Origin of the sequence: Jejuia spongiicola (assembly GCF_023502325.1) — a bacterium.
Taxonomy (GTDB): Bacteria; Bacteroidota; Bacteroidia; order Flavobacteriales; family Flavobacteriaceae; genus Wocania_A; species Wocania_A spongiicola.
Map to the genome: position 1 here is coordinate 224,712 of NZ_JAMFLZ010000004.1, position 23,193 is coordinate 247,904.

Genomic DNA, 23,193 nt, shown 5'->3' on the forward strand with positions numbered 1-23,193 from the left:
TCTTAGAAACGGTTTTACTAACTAATTATAATATTGATTTATAGCGCTTTTCATTTTGAAAACCATAAAAAAGCTAGATATATTGAACTTTAAAAAATGTTACAAAATATGTGTGAATTTGAAACCCTTTTGCACATTTAATAATCTTGAATAAATTATTGCAAAAAAAAATAGGTGTAAATAAATAAGCTTAAGAAAGACTTACTTAAGCTTATTTATACTAAAAAATGTATGTGTTGATTTACTGTTTAAGTACTAAAACTAATTCCCCAGCTTTTTATTTTTAAACTCATCGAATTCTGACGGTGTTTCAACCTTAGGAAAGCTGTTGTTTTTTGTATCAACATCGGCAAACTCAAAATTAGGATCAAGATTAACTTCTGTAACTTCTTTTTCCTTTATAAAAGTGTGCTTTGCCTCGTATTCGTTTCTACGCCATATTTGAGCTGGTAATTTGTCGATATCTTTAGTGCCATCAGTATATACCCATTCTATAGTAACAGGCATAATTAATCCGCCTTTATTCTTTATCGTTACTTCGTATATATTTTTGCCAGACACATGTTTTCTAACTTCGGCTTCATCAATTCTAGATAAAAATTGACCATAAGCAGCATCAGGAGTTGCAGCCATGTTTATAACTTCTGGTCCACTAGAAAAATCTTTTGCTTTAGAACTAGAATTTTCACCTTCAATTTTAAATTGAGATTTTTTCTTTTGATCTTCAATGTTTGTGTCCTCCTCAAAAACTTTAAACCATTTTACATTAGTTAGTTCCATGTCTACATTATCAGTTGTAAAAAACCAACCTCTGTAAAACCAATCTAAATCGGCTGCAGTAGCATCCTCAAGAGTTCTAAATAAATCAGCTGGATTTGGATGTTTGTATTTCCAACGATTTGCATATTCTTTAAATGCTTGGTCGAAGAGTTCTTTCCCAATAATTGAGTTACGTAGCATTTGTAATCCAACAGTTGGTTTTAAATAAAAATTAGCTCCAAATTGACTCATTAATTCATTATCTGAAGTTGTCATTATTGGGCGTAAAATGTTTTTATCGCCGCTCATAAATGGAACAATACTTTTTGGAGTTACACTATTAAAATCTGGATAGCGCTCAGCAACAGTACGTTGGTGTAAAAAAGTATTTAAACCTTCGTCCATCCACATCCATTTACGTTCATCTGAACTTACAATCATAGGAAACCAATTATGTCCAACCTCATGTATAATGGTTCCAATCATACCTTGTTTTGCGCCATCGCTTATTTTACCGTTTTTTGGTCGACCACCATTAAAACTAATCATTGGGAACTCCATTCCAATATTTGATGTGTTTACCGAAATACATACTGGGTAAGGATAGTCAAATGTTGCTTCAGAATAAACTTCAAGTGCATGCATAATAGCTTTAGTTGATTCTCCTTGCCATACAGGTAATCCTTCTTTTGGATAAAAAGACATGGCCATTACAGTGTTAGTTGGCAATTTTACTGCTTGTGCATCCCACATAAATTTTCGAGACGATGCAAATGCAAAATCTCTAACATTTGTGGCGTTATATCTCCAAGTCTTTAGTTTTTTTGATTTTGTTTTCTCATTAGCTTCGGCCTCTTCTTTTGTAATTATCATTACGGGTTTATCGAATGATTTACGAGCTTCATTCATTCTCTTGCGTTGTGTTTTTGTTAATACATCATCGCTATTTAGAAGGTTTCCTGTAGAAGCAACAATATGATCTTCAGGAACAGAAATTTCTACCTCATAATTACCAAATTCTAAAGCAAACTCACCAAGTTTTTGGAATTGTTGGTTTTGCCATCCTTCAGTATCATTATAAACTGCCATTCTAGGAAACCAATGCGCAATTAAGTAAACAGTATTATCATCTTCAGGAAAATATTCATAGCCTTCTCTAGATAACAAATACATACTACGATCTGTAATTGGGTAAGACCAAGCTATTGAAAAACTCATGGAAGTACCAGATTTTAGTGGCTCATCAAGCAACACCTTCATCATAGTATTGTTAACCAATGATTTTATAGTGTTTCCATTAGTGTCTTTTATATATTTAATAGAATAACCTGCGGGAAAATCGATAGCTCTAGTAAGAAACTGCATTTGTCTTGTACTCATGCCTTCTTTTATGCTGTTATTAATAGAGCCAAAATCTTCATTTTCTTTTTTATTCACATTTTGTTCAAGCTGAATCCATAAATAACTTAAATCATCTGGAGAATTATTATAGTACGTTATAGTTTCTTCACCAGAAAGAGTATTGTTGGCTTCGTCTAAAATCGCTTTTATTTTATAGTCTGCACGTTGCTGCCAATAAGCTTTTCCTGGCGCTCCACTTGCAGCACGATAAGCGTTTGGTGGCGCTATCATATTGTCAATAGGCTCAAACTTACCTTGCCAAGGTTGATTCTGTGCGTATAATGTTGATAATGAAAAGAGAGCTAGAAATATTAATAAAATTGAGCGCATCATTTATTGTAATTTGTTTGAGTTAGTCGAGCGCAATATAATAAATATAATGAATAAATTTTCTTACAAAATAGTTAAAGTCTTTGACTTAATTAATTTGAAACAAATAGGATAAATATTGATTACTAAATCTAAGAAATTATAGCATTCTGCTAAGAAATAATTAATATATAGTAAAACCATGTAAAAGAACTTTAAAACTAACTTCTTTTGTTGCTTACTCTTAAAGTGTTCTGTACATTTGCACCCCAAAATAGAATTGAAGATATGACTAAGAAAAAAGATTTAACATTTGACGTGTTAATTGAGATACCAAAAGGAAGTAGAAATAAATACGAATACGATTTTACATTAAATAAAATTCGCTTCGATCGTATGCTGTTTTCATCAATGATGTATCCAGGAGATTATGGATTTGTTCCAGAAACTTTGGCATTAGATCAAGACCCTTTAGATGTTTTAGTTTTAGGTACTGAGCCTACTTACCCAATGGTAGTTATGGAAGTAAAGCCTATCGGTGTTTTTCATATGACAGATGAGAAAGGTCCAGATGAAAAAATTATTTGTGTTCCTGTTTCTGACCCAGTTTGGAACCAAAAATCTGATATTATTGATTTAAACCCTCATAGAATAAAAGAAATTGAACATTTCTTCCAAGTATATAAAGATTTGGAAAAAAAGAAAGTTGATGTTGGTGGCTGGGGAAATGCAAAAGAAGCTATAGAAATTTATCATAAATGTGTGCAACGTTATGATGAAAGTGAACATAAGAAGAAAAGAACTTTTACTATCTAATAGAGATTAAAAACATAATAATTTAAAAATGAGCCATCTTAAGTTTAAGGTGGTTTTTTTTATCACTTATATTTTCCTATTTTTAGCTCCGTTAAAAAAATATTAACTAATAAACTAACTAAATAAATATGGAATTTATAGTAAATTATTTACCCGTTTTTGGTGTTTTGGCACTGCTTTTTGTATTAATTAAAAGTGGCTGGGTTTCTAAACAAGAAGTAGGAGATGCTAAAATGGCTAGAATTGCAAAAAATATTGCTGAAGGAGCCATGGCGTTTTTAAAAGCTGAATACAAAGTTTTAGCAATTTTTGTTGTCGCAGTTGCAATCCTCTTATACTTTAAAGGTAATGCTGAAGAAGGTTCTAACGGTATGGTAGCAGTATCATTTATTGTAGGGGCCATTTGTTCTGCATTGGCAGGTTTTATTGGAATGAAAGTAGCGACCAAGGCTAATGTTAGAACAACACAAGCTGCACGTCAATCCTTAGGTAGAGCTCTAGAAGTAGCATTTGCAGGTGGAGCAGTTATGGGACTAGGTGTTGTAGGATTAGGTGTTTTAGGGCTAAGTGGTTTATTTATGATATATAGTGGACAAGGCTGGGAAATAGGAGAAATTCTTAATGTGCTTTCAGGTTTTTCTCTAGGAGCATCATCTATTGCATTATTTGCTCGTGTTGGCGGAGGTATTTATACTAAAGCAGCCGATGTTGGAGCCGATTTAGTTGGAAAAGTAGAAGCAGGTATTCCTGAAGATCATCCATTAAACCCAGCAACAATAGCAGATAATGTAGGTGATAATGTTGGAGATGTAGCAGGTATGGGAGCCGACTTATTTGAATCTTATGTAGGTTCAATTATTGGTACGATGGTTTTAGGAGCTATATATGCAACATTGCCAGAATTTCAAGGCGCTTTTGATGGTCTAGGAGCAGTTTATTTACCATTAGTTCTTGCTGCGGTAGGAATTATCATGTCTATTTTAGGTACGTTTTTCGTAAGAGTAAAAGATGGCGGAAACCCTCAAACGGCTTTAAATATTGGAGAATTTGGATCAGCAGGTTTAATGTTAGTAGCGTCTTATTTTATAATTAATCAGATGCTACCAGAATCTTGGGTTGATGCAGGAACAACATATACATCTATGGGTGTGTTTTGGGCAACAATAGCCGGTTTAGTTGCTGGTTTAGCAGTTGGTAAAATAACAGAATATTATACTGCAACAGGAAAAAAACCTGTAATGTCTATTGTAAAGCAATCTGAAACTGGAGCTGCTACAAATATTATTGCTGGCTTAGGCGTTGGTATGATGAGTACAGCTATTCCAATTTTATTAATTGCTGCTGCTATTATGGTGTCTCATCATTTTGCAGGTTTATACGGTATTGCTATTGCAGCTGTAGGAATGTTAGCTAATACAGGTATTCAGTTAGCTGTAGATGCTTATGGGCCAATTTGTGATAATGCTGGTGGTATTGCTGAAATGGCTGAATTACCAAGCGAAGTTAGAGAGCGTACCGATAAATTAGATGCTGTTGGAAATACAACTGCTGCTATTGGTAAAGGATTTGCCATTGCATCTGCGGCATTAACAGCTTTAGCATTATTCGCTGCGTTTATGAAAACAGCAAATGTAACTTCAATTGATGTGTCCAGACCAGATATTATGGCAGGATTATTAATAGGAGGGATGTTGCCATTTGTATTTTCTGCATTATCTATGAATGCGGTTGGTCGTGCTGCCATGGCAATGATCGAAGAAGTACGTCGCCAATTTAGAGATATTCCAAAATTAAAAGCGGCTTTAGAAGTTATGCGAGCAGTAGATTCTGATATGTCTAAAGCTACTGATGCTCAAAGAAAAATATTTGATGAAGCTGATGGTGTTGCAGATTATGGAAAATGTATTGATATTTCTACAAAAGCTTCGATTAGAGAAATGGTATTACCAGGATTATTAGCAATTGTTGTGCCTGTACTAGTCGGTTTTGGAGGTCAATGGTTTGGCGTTGGTGGTGCTGAAATGTTAGGAGGTTTACTTGCGGGCGTTACTACTTGTGGCGTGCTTATGGCAATCTTCCAGTCTAATGCTGGTGGTGCTTGGGACAATGCTAAGAAAACTATTGAAGAAGATGGAAGAAAAGGAACTGAAACACATAAAGCGGCGGTAGTTGGTGATACTGTTGGAGACCCTTTTAAAGATACATCAGGACCATCATTAAATATCTTATTAAAATTAATGAGTGTTGTAGCATTAGTTATAGCGCCTAGTATTGCAATAACTACCGATGGAATTGCTGCTTATACTGAAGAAAAAGATGCTACAGAATTAGTGGCTCAAAATATTTCTAAAGAGATTAAAGTAGAAATGAACGAAATTGAAGAAGGTGTTTTTAAGGCAGTAGTAACTACTGTTGTAAACGAAAATGGAGAAAGGTCTACTAATTATGAGACTTTTGAAGGGACTGAAACAGAAGTAAAACAAGCTGTTTCAAATTTGAAGAAAGAAGAGAAGAGCTAAAAAAACTAGCTGTTAAAAACAAAAGCCACATCATTTGATGTGGCTTTTGTTTTATGATTGCTTTAGTTAATCACTTACTTTATGATTAGTTGATTCCTGCATAATTAATACCTGTTAAATAATGCATGTCTCTATCAAAAGTTGAAAGGTCATCATGATTAAATTTATTGACATTATCATAACCACAAGAACGTGCTACAACTTTAATTAAATCGTTGGTAGCTTCAAAGTAGTTTTGTAATTGCTTTGCAGAAGAAGATATAATTAACCTACTACGCAACGACTCCTTTTGTGTTGCAATACCAACAGGGCAGTTATTGCTTCCACAAGCGCGCATTCCTAAGCAACCAATGGCTTGTAATGCAGAGTTTGAAACAGCTATCGCATCTGCCCCAAGCATCATTGCTTTAGCAAAATCTTCGGCTACACGTAAACCTCCAGTAATAACTAAAGTAACATTTGTAGCTCCAACTTTATCCATATACTTTCTGGCTCTCGCTAATGCTGGAATTGTTGGTACATTAATATGATCTCTTAAAATAGTAGGAGCAGAGCCAGTTCCACCACCTCGTCCATCAAGAATGATATAATCTACACCAACATCGAGTGCAAATTGAATGTCTTTTTCTATATGACTTGCTGCTATTTTAAAACCGATTGGAATACCCCCTGTACGTTCACGTACCTTATTGGCAAAATTCTTAAAATCTTCTACTGTATGAAAATTTGGGTTTGCCGCAGGAGAAATAGCTGTTTCACCTTCTTTTAATCCACGAACCTCAGCAATCTCTTTACTTACTTTATTACCTGGAAGGTGTCCACCTGTTCCTGTTTTAGCGCCTTGTCCGCCTTTAAAATGAAAGGCTTGTACATGATCTAATTTATCCCAAGAAAATCCAAATTGTGCTGATGCTAATTCATAGAAGTATCTTGAATTATTTGTTTGTTCTTCTGGCAGCATGCCGCCTTCACCAGAACAAATTCCTGTTCCAGCAAGTTCTGCACCTTTTGATAAAGCTATTTTTGCTTCGCGTGATAATGCCCCAAAACTCATGTCACTCACAAATAATGGCATATCTAGTTCTAATGGTTTTTTTGCTTTTGGACCAATAATCACTTTGGTTGCAACAGACTCATTATCTAATAAAGGGCGCGATGCTAATTGTGCAGGCAAAAATTGAATATCGTTCCATTTAGGAAGTGTATTTCTATCAACACCCATAGAAGCTGAAAAGCCATGGTGACCAATATTTTTTAAACCATTTTTTGCTAGTTCTTTTATATAACTAGTGTAAGGTTCTGTGTCCTCAGGATGCGTATCTGCATAAGTGCCCAAATACTCATCTCGATTGAAAGGTTGGGGGTGGTTAATTTCAAATTCTGCAATTTCATTTTCATCTACTAATAAAGAATCTTCTTGAATATATTCTTGAAATTTATGAAGTTGCTCATCGTTATTATACTCACTAACGCCAGTGTCGTACCTATAGTCCCAATGATGGACTCCACAAATAAGATTGTGCCCATCAATATAACCATCTGCTAATAAAGCTCCACGATGATGACAACGTCCATATAGAACAGAAATTCCCTTTTCATGTTTTATAATTACTAAATCGGTGTTTTTTACTAAGGCGTAGGTAGGTTGTTTGTCTTTAAGGTTTGAGATTTTTGCAATTTCAATTTTTTTTGACGACATAAAGTTGGAATTAGTTAATTACTAAAGTTACAACTTTTTTGACGAGAAATATTTGTGTTAATTACAAGTTAGAATTGATGTTATTTTGCGTTAGAGATTGATGTGGCATCCTTTTTTGAGGCACGAGAAAAAGATATAACGGAAAGCGCGGTTTACCTTTTTTGGTAAAACGCCCTAAAAAAGACCGTTAATTTCGGCTTCTACTTTATTAATAATACCGCCTAAATCTTCTGGATTATCAACAAAATCTAAATTATCAACATCAATAATTAGCAAATTGCCTTTATCGTATTTAGAAATCCAAGCTTCGTAGCGTTCGTTTAGTCTGCTTAAATAGTCAATACTTATTGAGTTTTCGTAATCGCGACCACGTTTATGGATTTGTTCCACTAAATTAGAGATTGAACTACGTAAATAAATAAGTAAATCTGGACCTTGTACAAAGGATTCCATAAGATTGAAAAGCGATGAGTAATTCTCAAAATCGCGATTAGTCATTAAGCCCATAGCATGCAAGTTGGGTGCAAAAATATGAGCATCTTCATAAATGGTTCTGTCTTGAATAATGTCTTTTCCACTTTCGCGAATTTGAGCTACTTGACGAAATCTGCTATTTAAAAAATATACTTGCAAGTTAAAACTCCAGCGCTCCATTTGATTATAAAAATCGTCTAAATATGGATTGTCTACAACATCTTCTAGTTGCGCTTCCCATTTATAGTGTTTCGCTAGTAACTTTGTAAGCGTTGTTTTTCCTGCGCCAATATTTCCTGCAATTGCAACGTGCATAATTTAATCTTTTATTAGTTGGTATTCATGAAGAAATTCATTGTCGTAAATATACAAGCTTCCTCTGGTTACTAAAAACTGTTTTATTAACAATTTTGGTATTTCGATTGATGTAATATTTTGATCACGATCTGTTAAATAGAATAACCTATTAGCAGATTTTAGTAAAATATTGTCATTATAATCTAAAGCTATAGCTGTGTAGTTTTTATTTTTAATTTTATAAATAAGGCTTCCGTAAGTATCATATTTATATAAATAGTTTTCTGTGAGTAGCCAACAGCTATTATAGCTGCTTTTCAAATCAATAATATTTGACTGTATTGGAAGAGATTTTGCTGATACTTTATTTGCTTTGTAATTGTAAAGTTCTAGTTGTTGTAAATCTTGATTGAAAACCCAAAGCTTGTTCCCAAAACCTGTAGAAACATGTGATACATTTTTATATGGCTTTATAGCGTTAAAATCAATTTTATCAGTTTCAGCTAAGCGATTATCTAAAACTATAACTGTATTAAAATTTTTAAAGAAGAGCTTAATTTTTAAAGGGCTAAAAGCATCTACGGATGTTATTTCACCTAGTTGGACATTACTATAATTATAAAAAACAGAATTTTTAATTTTTTTAAACAGAGTTTTATTATCTACATATTTAATAACTTCAGAACCATTGAATTTTTCAACAGAAATAATAGCTTCGGCTTTTATCTCAATGGTTTTTACAAATGAAGTTTTAATCGCTTTTTGAGGAAACGCAGCTATCGAAATAAAAAATAAAAGAAATGTAATTGACCTCATAGTATTTGGAAAAATACAAAAATCAAACCACTTTTAGCAAATTAATTTATATCCAAACCCACGAACATTTATAATTTGAATACTATCGTCTCGATTTAGTTTCTTTCTTAGTTTGGTAATAAATACGTCCATACTTCTTGCCGAGAAAAAATCATCATTCCCCCAAAGCTTATTTAATATTACTGACCTGTCTAAAACGGCGTTTTTATTCTTTATTAAATGAAATAATAAATGTGCTTCGCGGTGTGTTAACTGAATGTTTTCATCAGTTTTAAATTGAAGTATTTGTTTAGGGAAATTAAAAGTATATTCTCCAATATTTAGTATTTCCGATGTTTTTTGAAGCTTAGTTCTGTTTAGTAAATTGTTAATACGTACAATAAGCTCTTCCATACTAAAAGGCTTTTTCAAATAGTCGTTACCGCCTATAGTAAAACCTTCTACTACATCTTGTGTTTGCGATTTTGCGGTTAAAAATATAATAGGAATAGTATCGTCTTCTATCCTTACCTCTTTAGCTAAAGTAAATCCATCTTTTTTTGGCATCATTACATCTAAAACTAAAAGCTCTGGTTTTTCTTTTTGATAGGTTTTAAAAGCAACCTCGCCATTTTCGCATAGTAAAACCTGAAAGCCCCTAGTTTCTAGGCTTTCTTTAATTATTAACCCTAATGCAGGCTCATCTTCAGCTAAAAGTATGGTAGTTAATTTACTCATTAGGTAAAGACATTTTAAAAGTTGTTTTATTGTTTTCTAAATCTAAATGAATAGTGCCACCATGTTTTTCTGCAATTTTTTTTGCATAATATAAGCCAATTCCAAAGCCTTTTACATCATGGGTATTACCTTTTGGAACGCGATAAAATTTTTCAAATATCTTTTCTTTATTTGCTTTTGTTAGTGAGTTACCATCATCTGAAATGGAAATTGTAAAGGCAATTGGGTTTTGAGATAAATCAATATTAATTGTATTTCCGCCGTACTTTATCGCATTATCTAAAATGTTATTTATTGCATTTTCAAAATGAAAAACATCAATATTGGCAGTTATTTTATTTGAAGTTGCTGCGTAGTTTATTGATTTTTCAGTTTGTATTTTATGCTTTTCAACTATAGTTTGTAATATGTCTGATATATTATAATTGTCTCTTTTAAGTTTTAAGCTATCGCTATCTAAAGTTGCGGTTTCAAGAAGTTTTTCAACCATTACATTGAGCTTAGATAATTGATTGTTAGACATGTCTAAATACGTTTTAGTCTTCTCTTTATCATCAATTACATTAAAACTTTTAATACTTTCTATAGCAACACCAATGGTAGCAATAGGTGTTTTAAACTCATGGGTAATATTACTAATTAAATCGTTTTTTACTTCGGCTAGTTGTTTTTGGTTTTTTATGATTTTTAAAAGATATAATAAACAACTAATAACAGCTAAAACAAGAATTGTTGACATTAACAAACTTAAAGCACTTCTCTTTAAAATGATTTTTGTAGCATTTGGGTAGGTTATTTCTAAACTTTCATTTTGTTTTAAAAAGGTTGATTTTGATTTAGTTTTTAGAAAATCAGGACTATCGAACTCAATATTATATGCATTAAAAAGGCTATCGTTTTTATAATGTTCTAACAAGTAATCAATATCTAATTGCTTTCTTTTAAGTTCATCGTTAATAATAGGTGTTAATTTTTTAAAATCTAATGTATCATTATGGATGGATATAAAAATGGACGTAATGCCTTTTATAAGTTTTAAGCTATCTGCAGCTTTTTTGCCTTTAATGACTTTAATTCGTTTTATATGATTTTCTTTTTTTGAAAATGTAAAACCACTATCTGAGTCTATTATTTGTGTAAATCCCGATATTTCTTTATCAATCTTACCTTTATAATCTTCTTGAACTTTTCTTATTATCAAATCGGGGTTTATGTGATTTAATTCATCTTTAAATTTTAAACTGTCAGCTTCAATGTCAATAAAAGTCATTTGGTTAGATTCAGCTAAATCTGCATAGTAAGTGTCCAAAGCATTATCAAAACTAACCTGCACTTGGTTTATAAAGTTTTGTTTGTTTTGCAAATAATTTTTGTAATTCCAATAGCATTGTACAACTATTGTTAATAATACAGTTGTAACAATTAAATATAAAAGCCATTTATATTTTTTTTCATTCATAATTCAAAAGTAAATGTTAAACTAATACAAAACCAATTGGTTAACACACGTTAACACTCATTAACTATTAAAAGATATTTTACTTTTCATATTTGTACCTCATTAATCAAAAAACGAATAGTAATTAATTTTAAAAGAAGATTAACATGAAAACAATTATTAAAGCAGTTATTGTATTACTAACCTTAGCGATAACTAAGGTTAGTGCCCAAGATTTTCAAGGCGTAGCTACTTATAAATCACACAGAAAAGTAGATTTAAAGCTGGGTAATGAAAACATGAATGATGAGATGCAAAAACAAATTCAAGAACAATTGCGAAAACAGTTTCAGCAAGAGTATAAACTCACCTTTAGTAAGCATGAGTCTATATACAAACAGGTTGAGAAATTAGATGCTCCCAATCCAATTCAATCGGGAATTCAAATTCGTGTATCTCAAGGGTCAAACATTATGTATAAGAATATAAAAGAGAATAGGTTTGCCAATAAAACTGAAATATTTGGAAAAATATTTTTAATACAGGACTCTTTAACAAATAGAAAATGGGAGTTAGTTAACGAAACAAAGAACATTGGAGATTATACCTGTTTTAAAGCGGTGTTTAATGATGAATATACTACAGAAACATTAACACAAGGAGGAGAAATAGAAACGGTTACTAAACCAAGAACGACTACGGTTTGGTATACACCTCAAATACCTGTTAATAATGGACCAGCAGAATTTTTTGGATTACCAGGGCTTATTTTAGAAGTTAATGATGGTGATTTAACCCTTGTTTGTACAAAAATTGTAATAAACCCAAAAGAGGATATAAAAATTGTTGAACCTTCAAAAGGAAAAAAAGTAACACAAGAAGAGTTTGATGAAATTCGCGACGAAAAATCTAAAGAAAGGATGGAACAGTTTCGTGCAAGAAGCAATGGTGAAGATGGAGAACGTGTTATGATTAGAATTGGTGGATAATAGTAGTTAAACATTATTTTTATTCATCTATTAAACTAATGGTAATTATTGTGGTCTAAAGATTAAGTGAAATCTTTAAAAAATATTTTGTTTAATTATTTATTATATTTGTTAAACAAATAATTTATGCAACCACAATGAAAATCTTTATCACTAAATTCTCTGCTTTACTTTTTATTTTATTTTATGCCATTTCAATTGAAGCTCAAGAGTTTCAAGGAAAAGCTTACTATTTTTCCAAAACTCCTATGGAGTTAGGGCGTTGGGGGGCTAAAATGAGCGAGCAGCAGAAAAAACAAGTAGAAGCACGATTAAAAAACAGGTTAGAAAAAACTTATGTTTTAACATTTAACAAACAAGAGTCGATGTATAAAGAAGATGAAAAACTTGATGCGATTTCTGGAGCTACAGATTCTTGGGGTAAAAATTTCACACCTGGTAATCAATATAAAAACATAAAGACCAATACATTTATTCAAAACCAAGAGTTTTATGGTAAAAAGTTTTTAGTTAAAGACAGTTTACAACCCATTGATTGGAAAATGGGTAGTGAAACAAAAACTATAGGTAAGTATACATGTTTTAAAGCAACAGCTTTACTTCTTAAATCTCAGCTTTCTTGGTATTCTTTTTCATGGGGTCAATTACGTAATAATACCGCAAATTCTAATGATGAGAACAATAATAGTAAAGTAGAAATGGTAGAGGTTGAAGCTTGGTATACATTGCAAATACCTATAAGCCAAGGCCCAGGAGAATATTGGGGTTTGCCTGGTTTAATTCTAGAAGTTAGTGAAGGTAATACTACTATACTTTGTTCAAAAATTGTAATGAATCCAAAAGAAAAAGCCAATATAAAAGTTCCAGAAAAAGGGGAGAATGTTACCCGTAAAGAATATAAAGAAATTATAACCAAAAAAATGACAGAATTTAGAGAGAATAGAGGGAGAAGAAGAAGACAGTAAATTACTCCACTATTTTTAATAAACACGTTTGGAAATCAATCAAAATCATGAAAAAAATAATTTTTGTAGCGCTTTTGTGCTTATCAAATATTACATATGCCCAAATTAAACTTCAAGGAGTAGTTAAGGATAGTATAGGAAACCCATTAGAACTTGCCAATGTTATAGCTATAAATCAAAAAACACAAGCTCTGGAGTCTTATGGAATTACTAACGAAGCAGGGCGTTACAAATTAGATTTAGCAAAAAATACAACATATAGTTTACAGATAAGCTATATAGGAATGAAAGCTTTTAAAGAAACTATTTCTACTAAAGAAATTGACATAGCTAAAGATGTTACATTGGTTGTAGATAATGCCTTAGATGCTGTGGAACTAACCTACGAAATGCCCGTTACGGTTAAAGGCGATACATTAATTTATAACGCAGATTCCTTTAAAAATGGTACTGAGAGAAAGCTTGAAGATGTTTTAGAAAAATTACCAGGTGTTGAAATTAATGATGACGGGCAAGTTGAAGTAGAAGGGAAAGTTGTAAATAAGTTAATGGTTAATGGAAAAGACTTTTTTGATGGCGATACCAAATTAGCCACCAAAAATATACCATCAAATGCAGTAGATAAAGTACAAGTGTTACGAAATTATTCAGAAGTTGGACAATTAAGAAATGTTACAAATAATCAAGATAATATAGCCTTAAATATTAAACTTAAAGAAGGAAAAGAAAATTTTTGGTTTGGAAATATTACAGCCGGCAGTGGAGCGTCTCCAGACAATGAGTTGTATTTAGCACAGCCTAAATTGTTTTATTATAGTCCTAAGTTTAGCCTTAATTTTATTGGAGATTTAAATAACATTGGAGAGCTAGCTATAACCCGTCGCGATCTTCGTGGTTTTGGAGGAGGTTTTAGATTACCTAGTAGGCGTAGTGGTACTAGTATTAATTTAGGCGATAATGGACTTAACTTTTTAACAAGCCAAAATAATGCACTTGAAATTGAAAATAAATTGGCTGCAACCAATTTTAGTTATTCGCCAAATAAGGCATTAGATATAAGCGGATTTGCCATTTTTAATAGTAGTAGAATACTATCAAAAGAAACGAGTTTTGTTCAATATACTGATGGTGATTTAGGGATTCCAGATGAGACTACCGAGCAAAATAGTAAAGAACGCTCTAACCAAGGTTTGGCTAAGTTAAGCGCATCATACAAGCCAAATTTGAATAACCAGTTAGATTATGATGTTTTGGGACGATTTTCTAAAGATACCCAAAATCAAAATCAATTTTCTTCAGTTATTGGTAATACTAATCAATTAGATAAAGTAACACCATTCAGTTTAAATCAAAATTTAAATTACTACTATACGCTTAATGAAACTAATATTTTTGCTTTTGAAGCACAGCACTTAATAAAAAATGAAGATCCATTTTATAATGCTCTATTAGTAAACGACCCTAACAATAATAGCGAAACTAATCCAGACGATAGAGATGCTTTTGATACAACTGCTGAAGCAATGGGATTTAATACTCTACTAAATAATTACGATTTTGCTCAAAACAGGCGTATAAAATCTAATCAACTTGATGCTAAGCTTGATTATTACAATATACTTAATGCAAAAAGCAATATTAACTTTACTTTGGGTACTATTTTAAGTAAACAGCAATTTAATTCTAATATATTCCAGTTTTTAGATGATGGCTCACAATTTAACCCTACACCAAATTTTAATAATGGTCTTAGCACTAATGATACCGATTATAATTTTAGCGATTTTTATTTAGGAGCTCACTATACATTAAAAGCAGGAAAATTTACTATAACTCCTGGGTTTTCTGTACATGCATATGGTAATAAAAATAGTCAATTTGGTGAAACATTTAAAAATAATTTCTTTAAGATCTTACCAGATTTTGAAACTCGAGTTCAATTTAAAAAGAGTGAGAGTTTAACTTTGAGATATAATATGCTAAATCAGTTTACAGATGTTACCCGTTTAGCTCAAGGGTTAGTTTTTAATAACTTTAATAGTATTCAATATGGCGAACCAGATTTACAAAATGCTTTATCTCATAATATAAGTTTGTTTTATAGCAGTTTTAATTTGTTTAATTATACCAATGTATTTGGGCGTATTTCATATTCAAAAAATATAGATCAAATTAGAGGGCTTACAGATTTTGAAAATGTAATAAGAACCAGTTCTTTTTTTAATTCAAATTTTGCAGATGAAAGCGTGTCTGCTAATGGACGTATACAGCGCACTTTTGGAAAAATAAGGGCAAGTTTATCTTCTAGTTTTAATTTTAGTAAAATTAATCAATTTGTTCAAGGAAGGCAGTCCGTAAGTGAGCGCTTTACACAAAGTTATCGACCAGAATTACGTACAAATTTTAGAGTAGCACCAAACCTAAGACTAAGGTATCGTTATAGTGTTACAGATAATAATTTAGGAACAAGTACAACCAAGTTTATAACTAATGCGCCTTCAATAGATTTTGATGCTTATATTTGGAAATCTGTTACTTTTAAAACAGAGTATACATACACTAACCAGAGTAGTAGTGTGCAACCTTCGCAATCATTTGAAACTTGGGATGCTTCTTTGGCCTATCGAAAAGATAGAGATGCTAAATGGGAATATGAAATTAAGGCTACTAATTTATTAGATATAGATTCGCGAATAAGAAATAGTGCTAGTAATTTAGCAGTATTTAATTCAGAAACTTTCATTCAGCCCCGATTTGTAACCTTTAGAATACGTTATGAAATTTAGTATATATTTCTTTTGTTAAATTGATAAACAGTAATATATTTGCGGTCGATTTTGGGGAGATACTCAAGCGGCCAACGAGGGCAGACTGTAAATCTGCTGACTACGTCTTCGCAGGTTCGAATCCTGCTCTCCCCACAAATAATACAAAGTCTGCATGTAAATGCAGACTTTTTTATTTTAACTAAAAAGAAGGAAGTATAATAACTTTATTCTTGAGAGTTATCTATGAAACCCTTCAGAAACAAACTTTAAAACCTCGGGAAGCGATTCTCGCCAATATTTCCACGAGTGTCCGCCATCTCTAATTCTAAACTCATGCTTTACTTCCTTTTTTCTTAAAGCAAGATGTACTAAGCTATTGCCTTCATAAAGAAAATCGTCATCACCACAATCTATATACCAACGTACAGATTCAATTTGTTTTTTAGTCATATTTTCAATTAATGACAACGCATTATGTTTTGGAAAATAGCTTTCAGCATCAGCATCGTTAACTTCAAAATTATTATAGCGTTTAGCAAACCGCTTCATTTCATCAATCGATTTTGGTCCGATATAAGCACTTAAAGGACATGCCGATGCAAATAATTCTGGATGATGTAAAGCATACATAAAAGAGCCTCCACCTCCCATTGATAAACCAGCTACAGCACGATACTCTTTTTTGCTTTTAATACGATATTTACTTTCTACATAAGGCATTAATTCTTTAAAAAAGTAATCTTCGTAATTCCAATCACCTCTTACATCATTAAAGTAGCCTAACCTAGTTGTGTAGGCATCTGGCATTACAATTATCATAGAAGTAGCATGACCTTCTTTTATTGCTTTATCTGTAATTTGCAATACTTCACCAAACTGTACCCAACCTGTTTGGTCATCGCCAGCACCGTGTAATAAATACAAAACAGGGTAACTACGTTGCGAAGTATCATAATCTGGAGGTAAATAGATTGCAAAATTTCGCTCTTGTTTTAAAATTTTACTGGTATGAGATAATTGATCAAATACCTTTCCTGTTTGTGAAAACCCAATACTTGAAGCTAAAAAGCATAGTATGAATAGTAGAACTGTTTTTTGCATGATTTTTAAAAGTGAATTAATTATGAGAACAAGTTAAATGTTATTAATATGAAAATCAATTATTCTGGAAACTTATCCTTTATTTTATTCAAACATAAATTATGAATACTCCCAATGTGCGAATGTTTTTTAGACATGTCTGGTGTATATGTTCCTGCTTGTACTTCGTTACCAATTTTTTGATAAGCCTCTCTAAAGCTCATCCCATCTACCACTAAATTATTAATATTATCAACAGTAAATAGGTATTTATATTTATCATCATTTAGGTCAATGTCTTTAACAACAATTTGCTGAATGGCATAATTAAAAATATCTAAAATAGCTTTTAATTCTTCAAAAGCAGCAATAGTATTTTCTTTTAATAATTGAAAATCTCTATGATAGCCACTCGGTAAATTGTTAGTGATTAATACCATTTCGGTTTGTAAAGCTTGTATTTTATTACATTTACCTCTAATCAATTCAAACACATCAGGATTCTTTTTATGTGGCATAATGCTACTTCCCGTTGTTAACTCGTCTGGGAAGGTAATGAAACCAAAATTCTGACTCATATATAAACATATGTCCATTGCAAAACGCGACATGGTGTTTGCTAGACCTCCTAATGTAGCAGCTATAGTGCGCTCACTTTTACCACGACTCATTTGTGCGGCAACTACATTATATTTTAAGGTTTCAAAACCCATTTCTTTAGTTGTAATGTCTCTATCGATAGGGAAAGAACTACCATAACCTGCTGCTGAACCTAACGGGTTTTGATCTATAGTTTTTATAGCAGCGTTTAATAAATACACATCATCAATTAATAGTTCTGCATAGGCAGAAAACCATAAACCAAATGATGATGGCATGGCCACTTGTAAATGCGTGTAACCAGGTAATAATGCTTCTTTATGTGTTTCAGCTAATTGCAATAAAGTTTCAAAAAAGGTTTTTGTTTTTGATTTTATTTTAGATAAGTTGTCTTTATAGTATAAATGAAGCGCTACCAAAACTTGATCGTTTCTTGAGCGTGCTGTATGGATTTTTTTCCCAATCTCACCTAAGGATTTGGTAAGTTCAAACTCAATTTTAGAGTGCACATCTTCAAATTGTCCATCAATTTCAAACGTTCCATCTTCAATTTGGGTTTCTAAAATTTTTAACCCACTTAACAAATCAACTAGTTCTTCAACAGTTATAATGCCAATTTTTTGAAGCATTTTAGCATGTGCCCTAGATGCTATTACATCGTATTTAGCAATATGTATATCAATTTCTCTATCGTTGCCAACAGTAAATTGCTCTATTTGCTTGTCTATTGTAAATCCTTTATCCCAGAGTTTCATCTTCTTATTGTTTATTTGTTTGTACGTTGATTTGTTTAAACTATCACTTTGTTTAACAATTCAATATAAATCCTAATCCCTTCTTCTATTTCGTTTACATAAATAAATTCATCTGCAGTGTGAGAGCGCGTACTATCACCTGGGCCTAATTTTAGCGAAGGGCAAGTCAATACCGCTTGGTCTGATAAGGTTGGAGATCCATAAGTTTCTCTACCCATAGTTATTCCTGCTTTTACTAATTCGTGTTCAATTGGAATCGATGACGAGTTTAATCGTAAACTTCTGGCTTCAATAGTATCACACGGCGCATTGGATACTAATAAATCGGCTATTTCTTGATTGGTATATTTATCATTTACTCGAACATCTATAACCAGTTTTACATCAGCAGGTACAGCATTATGTTGCTTTCCAGCGTTAATTTGGGTAACTGTCATTTTTACCTCACCCAGTACTTCCGATATTTTATTGAACTTAAAGTCTTTAAACCATTTTAGTACTTCAATAACATTGTAAATAGCATTATTATCATTTGGATGTGCTGCATGACTAGGAGTTCCATGTACTTCAGCATCAAAAACAACCAATCCTTTTTCAGCCACTGCTAAATGCATTAAGGTAGGTTCACCAACAATAGCTACGTTTATTTTGGGAATTACTGATAGCATGCTATTTAACCCATTTGGCCCACTACTTTCTTCTTCAGCAGAAGCTACTAAGACCAAATTATATTTTAAATCTTCTTTTTCGTAAAAATAAGTAAATGTTGCAATTAAAGATACCAAGCAACCACCAGCATCATTACTGCCTAAACCATATAATTTGCCGTCTTCTATAATGGCTTTAAAAGGGTCTTTAGTGTAACCATTATTAGGCTTTACTGTATCGTGATGCGAATTAAGCAATAAGGAGGGCTTATTTTCATCAAAATACTTATTGACTGCCCAAACATTATTTTTTGTACGCGTATAATCAATATTATTGGTAGCTAACCAAGTTTCTAAAATCACTGCTGTATGTTCCTCTTCAGATGAAAAAGATTGTGTTTCAATGAGCTTTTTTAGTATAGCAATTGCTTCTTCTGTTAATTCTTGTTGTGTTTTCATTACCCTTGAATTGTGGTATATTTTATATTTGATTTAAAAAGCATTTCTGGTTTGCCAATACATACTTTATCTACATTATGGTTAATGGCATGAAAGCAGTTGTTAAGTTTTGGTAGCATACCATCTGCAATAATTCCATCATTTATTAATGCTTTATAATTTTCAGAATTAATATGTTCAATAACCGAATTGTCATCACTTACATTCTGTAACACACCATTTTTTTCAAAACAATAATATAATTCAGTTTTAAAAATATTGGCAAAACCGATGGCTAATTCTGATGCAATTGTATCTGCGTTTGTGTTTAAAAGTTGCCCGTTTTCATCATGCGTTATAGCACAAAATACAGGAGTTACTCCAGCATTTAAAAGCACTTCAAGCGTGTTAGTATTAACCTTTAGGACATCACCCACAAAACCAAAATCGACATCTTTTATAGGACGCCTTTCTGATACTATGGTATTTCCATCTGCTCCAGAAAAACCAATGGCATTGCATTGTTTTGTTTGTAGTTTTGCGATAATATTTTTATTGATTTTACCTGCATAAACCATGGTAATAATATCTAAAGTATCAGCATCTGTAATACGCCTCCCATTGGTCATTTTTACTTCAACACCCATTTTATTAGCTAGCTTCGTTGCTAGTTTTCCCCCACCATGCACTAAAATTTTAGGACCTTCAATTTTTGAAAACCTTTCAAGAAAGTGATTTAATACTTGTTCGTCGTCAATAATATTTCCACCTATTTTAATAACTTTTAGTGTTTTCATTTTAAATCTTCTAATATTTTTTTTAGCACCCATTGTGCCGCAAAAGTTCTGTTGTTGGCTTGCTCAATTACTATGGAGCTATTACTGTCTAAAACAGCATCTTCTACTACTACATTTCGTCGTACGGGTAAACAATGCATAAATTTTGCCGCTCCTAATTTTTCTTTAGTTATTGTCCAATTTGTATTTGTATTTAGTACTTTTCCGTAATCGTTATAAGCACTCCAGTTTTTAGTGTACACAAAGTCGGCATCTTTTAAAGCTTCTCCTTGATTATATATAACTGGAGTGTTGCCAATTATTTTAGGATTTAAATCATACCCTTCGGGATGTGTAATTACAAAATCAACATCCATACTTTGCATGGCATGAATAAAGCTATTTGCCACAGCATGTGGTAATGCTTTAACATGTGGAGCCCAACTTAATACCACTTTTGGCTTATTTACTTTTTTGTGCTCAGTAATAGTTATAGCATCGGTGAACCCCTGTAACGGGTGTGCCGTTGCGCTTTCCATATTTACAATAGGTACAGAAGCATATTTTACAAAAGAACTTAGTACCTGCTCACTTTCATCTTTAGCTTTATCTGTTAACGTAGGGAAGGCTCTAACTGCAATAATATCGCAATATTGAGAGACTACAGCTGCGGCTTCTTTAATATGTTCGGCTGTACTAGTATTCATTACAGTACCATCTTCAAACTCAATACCCCAAGCATCTCCAGAGACATTCATTACAATAGGATTCATTCCTAAGTTTAAAGCTGCTTTTTGAGTGCTTAACCGCGTACGCAAACTCGAATTAAAAAAGAGCAATCCTAATGTTTTGTTTTTTCCTAATTCTGAAAACTCTAACGGATTTTTTTTCAAATGAAGAGCCTCTTGAATGGCTTTAGAGAAATTCTTAATATCTGATATGTTGGTATATTTTTTCATTTTAACTCTTTTTTTAAAGCCTCAAAAAACACATCGACATGCTTTTTTTGAAGCGTTAAAGGAGGAAGGATTCTTAGTAAGTTGGGGTTTTTAGCACTTCCTGTAAATACATGATGGTTGAAAATGAGGTTTTTACGCATCGCGGTAATTGATGAATCAAATTCTAATCCTAGCATTAAACCTCTTCCTTTTACAGTTTTTATCTGAGGAACTGTTTTTGCTTTTTTAATAAAATATTCTGAAACAATTTTGGCGTTTGTCATTAAGTTTTGACATCGCATCACTTTTAAAACGGCTAATGAAGCTGCACATGCTAAATGATTTCCGCCAAAGGTTGTTCCTAATAATCCGTACGACGCTTTTATACTTGGGTGAATTAAAATGCCTCCAATTGGAAACCCATTACCCATACCTTTTGCCATTGAAATAATATCTGGTGTAATACCATGTTTCTGATATGCAAAGAAATCGCCAGTTCTTCCAAATCCACATTGAATTTCATCAGCAATTAAAAGTGTATTATATTGAGTTGATAAACTTTCTAAACCTTTTAAGAATTCTGTAGTAACTTCATCTAAACCACCAATGCCTTGAATGGTTTCTATAATTATAGCACAAACATCGTTTTTAGATAGGGCCTTTTTAACACCTTCTAAATCACCTAATTCAAAAAGTTCAACCTCTTGTTGTGCGTTTATTGGGGCTATAATTTTAGTATTATCTGTTGCTGCAACTGCTGCTGATGTTCTTCCATGAAAACCATTTTTAAAAGCAATAACTTTTGTTTTACCTGTATGAAACGACGCTAATTTTAATGCATTTTCATTAGCTTCTGCTCCAGAATTACACAAAAACAATTGGTAATCTTTACATCCCGAAAGACTTTCTATTTCTTTTGCTAATTCGACTTGCAATGGGTTTTGGATAGAGTTGCTATAAAATCCAATGTTGTTTAGCTGGTTGCTTAACGAACACACGTATTCAGGATGAGAGTGTCCAATAGAAATAACAGCATGTCCACCGTAAAGATCTAAATACTCAACACCATTTTTGTCGTAAACATAAACGTCTTTTGCTTTAACAGGCGTAATGTCAAACAAGGGATATACATCAAATAGACTCATAATTGTTCGGTTTTTATAGTGTTGATTTTATTAAAAGATGCTACCATACCTTGGATTAAAGATGAGCTCAAACCTTGATGTTCCATTTGGTTTAAACCTTCAATAGTACAACCCTTAGGCGTAGTTACTTTATCTATTTCTTGTTCAGGATGATTACCAGTAGTAATTAATAAATTGGCTGCTCCTTCGCAAGTATGCATGGCCAATTCTTGTGCTTCGTTTGCTTCGAAACCTAATTGAATAGCAGCTTGAGTAGTTGCCCTTATTAATCGCATCCAAAACGCAATACCACTTGCGCAAACTACGGTTGCCGCTTGCATTTGATTTTCTGGAATAGAAATAGAAGTTCCTAAGCGGTTAAAAATAGCTTCGGCAATTTTAATACGTTCAGTTCCTTTTTTGTTACTACATAAACAAGTCATCGATTTTCCTACAGCAATGGCTGTATTTGGCATTGCCCTGATAATGAATTGGTCTAGACCAACAACACCCTCCATTTTAGAGATTGAGAACCCTGTAATAGTAGAAATTAAAACATGTTTTTCATTTAATAAAGGTTTAATATCGTTTAAAATAGTTTCAAAATGTGCTGGTTGTACAGCAAAAATGATGATATCTGATTGTTTAACCGCTTCATTATTATCCGTGGTTAAAAAAACATTTTTATACCCTTCAAATTCTTGAATAGAATCTAAATTCCTTTTGGTTAAATACAAAGATGTAATGGCATTGCTTGTTATTAAACCTTTAGCAATCGATTTACCTAAATTCCCCGTTCCTATAATAGCTATTTTCATTTTTAAATCCTTTTTTGTCATTCCCTCAAAGGAGGAAATCTTTTAATTTT

At 32.3% G+C, this 23,193-nt stretch carries 18 protein-coding genes and 1 tRNA gene; 6 read left to right on the forward strand and 13 right to left on the reverse strand.

Annotated elements, in window-relative coordinates; all coding sequences use genetic code 11:
* Positions 1–261: 261 nt before the first annotated feature.
* A complete protein-coding gene (locus M3P09_RS10770) occupies positions 262–2,493 on the reverse strand; it encodes a M1 family metallopeptidase (RefSeq protein WP_249973128.1) in 2,232 nt (743 codons plus the stop codon).
* A 264-nt stretch (positions 2,494–2,757) separates the two neighbouring features.
* Between M3P09_RS10770 and M3P09_RS10775 the strand changes: the two genes are divergently transcribed.
* Together M3P09_RS10775 and M3P09_RS10780 are read left to right on the forward strand one after the other, a co-directional pair.
* The gene (locus M3P09_RS10775; RefSeq protein WP_099563421.1) at positions 2,758–3,285 is read left to right on the forward strand and encodes an inorganic diphosphatase; all 528 of its coding nucleotides are present in this window, start codon (positions 2,758–2,760) and stop codon (positions 3,283–3,285) included.
* A gap of 128 nt (positions 3,286–3,413) precedes the next feature.
* Positions 3,414–5,804, forward strand: a complete 2,391-nt coding sequence (locus M3P09_RS10780) for a sodium-translocating pyrophosphatase (RefSeq protein ID WP_249973129.1) — start codon at positions 3,414–3,416, stop codon at positions 5,802–5,804.
* An 85-nt stretch (positions 5,805–5,889) separates the two neighbouring features.
* Here the strand turns inward: M3P09_RS10780 and M3P09_RS10785 are convergent, their stop codons facing one another.
* The 5 genes from M3P09_RS10785 to M3P09_RS10805 all read right to left on the reverse strand — a co-directional run bounded on the left by M3P09_RS10785 (position 5,890) and on the right by M3P09_RS10805 (position 11,266).
* Positions 5,890–7,503, reverse strand: coding sequence for a glutamate synthase-related protein (locus tag M3P09_RS10785; RefSeq protein WP_249973130.1), 1,614 nt, complete (start codon positions 7,501–7,503; stop codon positions 5,890–5,892).
* Positions 7,504–7,677: 174 nt separating this feature from the next.
* Complete coding sequence (locus tag M3P09_RS10790) at positions 7,678–8,292, reverse strand: deoxynucleoside kinase (protein ID WP_099563424.1); 615 nt, start codon at positions 8,290–8,292, stop codon at positions 7,678–7,680.
* 3 nt (positions 8,293–8,295) lie between these two features.
* Positions 8,296–9,090: a hypothetical protein gene (locus tag M3P09_RS10795; protein WP_249973131.1), complete on the reverse strand. Its 795-nt coding sequence runs from the start codon at positions 9,088–9,090 to the stop codon at positions 8,296–8,298.
* Between the two features lie 33 nt (positions 9,091–9,123).
* Positions 9,124–9,807 carry a response regulator transcription factor gene (locus tag M3P09_RS10800; protein WP_099563426.1) on the reverse strand — a complete coding sequence of 228 codons (684 nt, stop codon included), beginning with the start codon at positions 9,805–9,807 and terminating at the stop codon, positions 9,124–9,126.
* Entirely contained in the window at positions 9,800–11,266 is a 1,467-nt protein-coding gene (locus M3P09_RS10805; protein ID WP_099563427.1) for a sensor histidine kinase, read from the reverse strand. The genes M3P09_RS10800 and M3P09_RS10805 overlap by 8 nt, the downstream gene beginning before the upstream one ends.
* Positions 11,267–11,412: 146 nt before the next feature.
* Here M3P09_RS10805 and M3P09_RS10810 point away from each other — a divergent pair, with 146 nt between their 5' ends.
* The 4 genes from M3P09_RS10810 to M3P09_RS10825 all read left to right on the forward strand — a co-directional run bounded on the left by M3P09_RS10810 (position 11,413) and on the right by M3P09_RS10825 (position 16,120).
* Complete coding sequence (locus M3P09_RS10810) at positions 11,413–12,234, forward strand: GLPGLI family protein (protein ID WP_249973132.1); 822 nt, start codon at positions 11,413–11,415, stop codon at positions 12,232–12,234.
* A gap of 137 nt (positions 12,235–12,371) precedes the next feature.
* A complete protein-coding gene (locus M3P09_RS10815; RefSeq protein WP_249973133.1) occupies positions 12,372–13,199 on the forward strand; it encodes a GLPGLI family protein in 828 nt (275 codons plus the stop codon).
* A gap of 47 nt (positions 13,200–13,246) precedes the next feature.
* Positions 13,247–15,985 carry a TonB-dependent receptor gene (locus tag M3P09_RS10820; protein WP_249973134.1) on the forward strand — a complete coding sequence of 913 codons (2,739 nt, stop codon included), beginning with the start codon at positions 13,247–13,249 and terminating at the stop codon, positions 15,983–15,985.
* Between the two features lie 53 nt (positions 15,986–16,038).
* A tRNA-Tyr gene (locus tag M3P09_RS10825) sits at positions 16,039–16,120 on the forward strand.
* Between the two features lie 84 nt (positions 16,121–16,204).
* Here M3P09_RS10825 and M3P09_RS10830 read toward each other — a convergent pair.
* Genes M3P09_RS10830 through proC form a run of 7 tightly spaced genes read right to left on the reverse strand, consistent with a single transcriptional unit; the run spans position 16,205 to position 23,143 of the window.
* On the reverse strand, positions 16,205–17,068 hold the full coding sequence (locus tag M3P09_RS10830; RefSeq protein WP_249973135.1) for an alpha/beta hydrolase: 864 nt from the start codon (positions 17,066–17,068) through the stop codon (positions 16,205–16,207).
* 59 nt (positions 17,069–17,127) lie between these two features.
* A complete protein-coding gene (argH, locus tag M3P09_RS10835) occupies positions 17,128–18,402 on the reverse strand; it encodes an argininosuccinate lyase (RefSeq protein ID WP_249973136.1) in 1,275 nt (424 codons plus the stop codon).
* A gap of 35 nt (positions 18,403–18,437) precedes the next feature.
* A complete protein-coding gene (locus M3P09_RS10840) occupies positions 18,438–19,508 on the reverse strand; it encodes a M20 family metallo-hydrolase (RefSeq protein ID WP_249973137.1) in 1,071 nt (356 codons plus the stop codon).
* The gene (gene argB / locus M3P09_RS10845) at positions 19,508–20,284 is read right to left on the reverse strand and encodes an acetylglutamate kinase (protein ID WP_099563577.1); all 777 of its coding nucleotides are present in this window, start codon (positions 20,282–20,284) and stop codon (positions 19,508–19,510) included. The genes M3P09_RS10840 and argB overlap by 1 nt, the downstream gene beginning before the upstream one ends.
* Positions 20,281–21,222, reverse strand: a complete 942-nt coding sequence (locus M3P09_RS10850; protein ID WP_249973138.1) for an N-acetylornithine carbamoyltransferase — start codon at positions 21,220–21,222, stop codon at positions 20,281–20,283. Before M3P09_RS10850 ends, argB begins: the two co-directional genes overlap by 4 nt.
* A complete protein-coding gene (locus M3P09_RS10855) occupies positions 21,219–22,346 on the reverse strand; it encodes an aspartate aminotransferase family protein (protein ID WP_249973139.1) in 1,128 nt (375 codons plus the stop codon). Before M3P09_RS10855 ends, M3P09_RS10850 begins: the two co-directional genes overlap by 4 nt.
* Positions 22,343–23,143, reverse strand: a complete 801-nt coding sequence (proC, locus tag M3P09_RS10860) for a pyrroline-5-carboxylate reductase (RefSeq protein WP_099563578.1) — start codon at positions 23,141–23,143, stop codon at positions 22,343–22,345. Before proC ends, M3P09_RS10855 begins: the two co-directional genes overlap by 4 nt.
* Between the last annotated feature and the right edge of the window lie 50 nt (positions 23,144–23,193).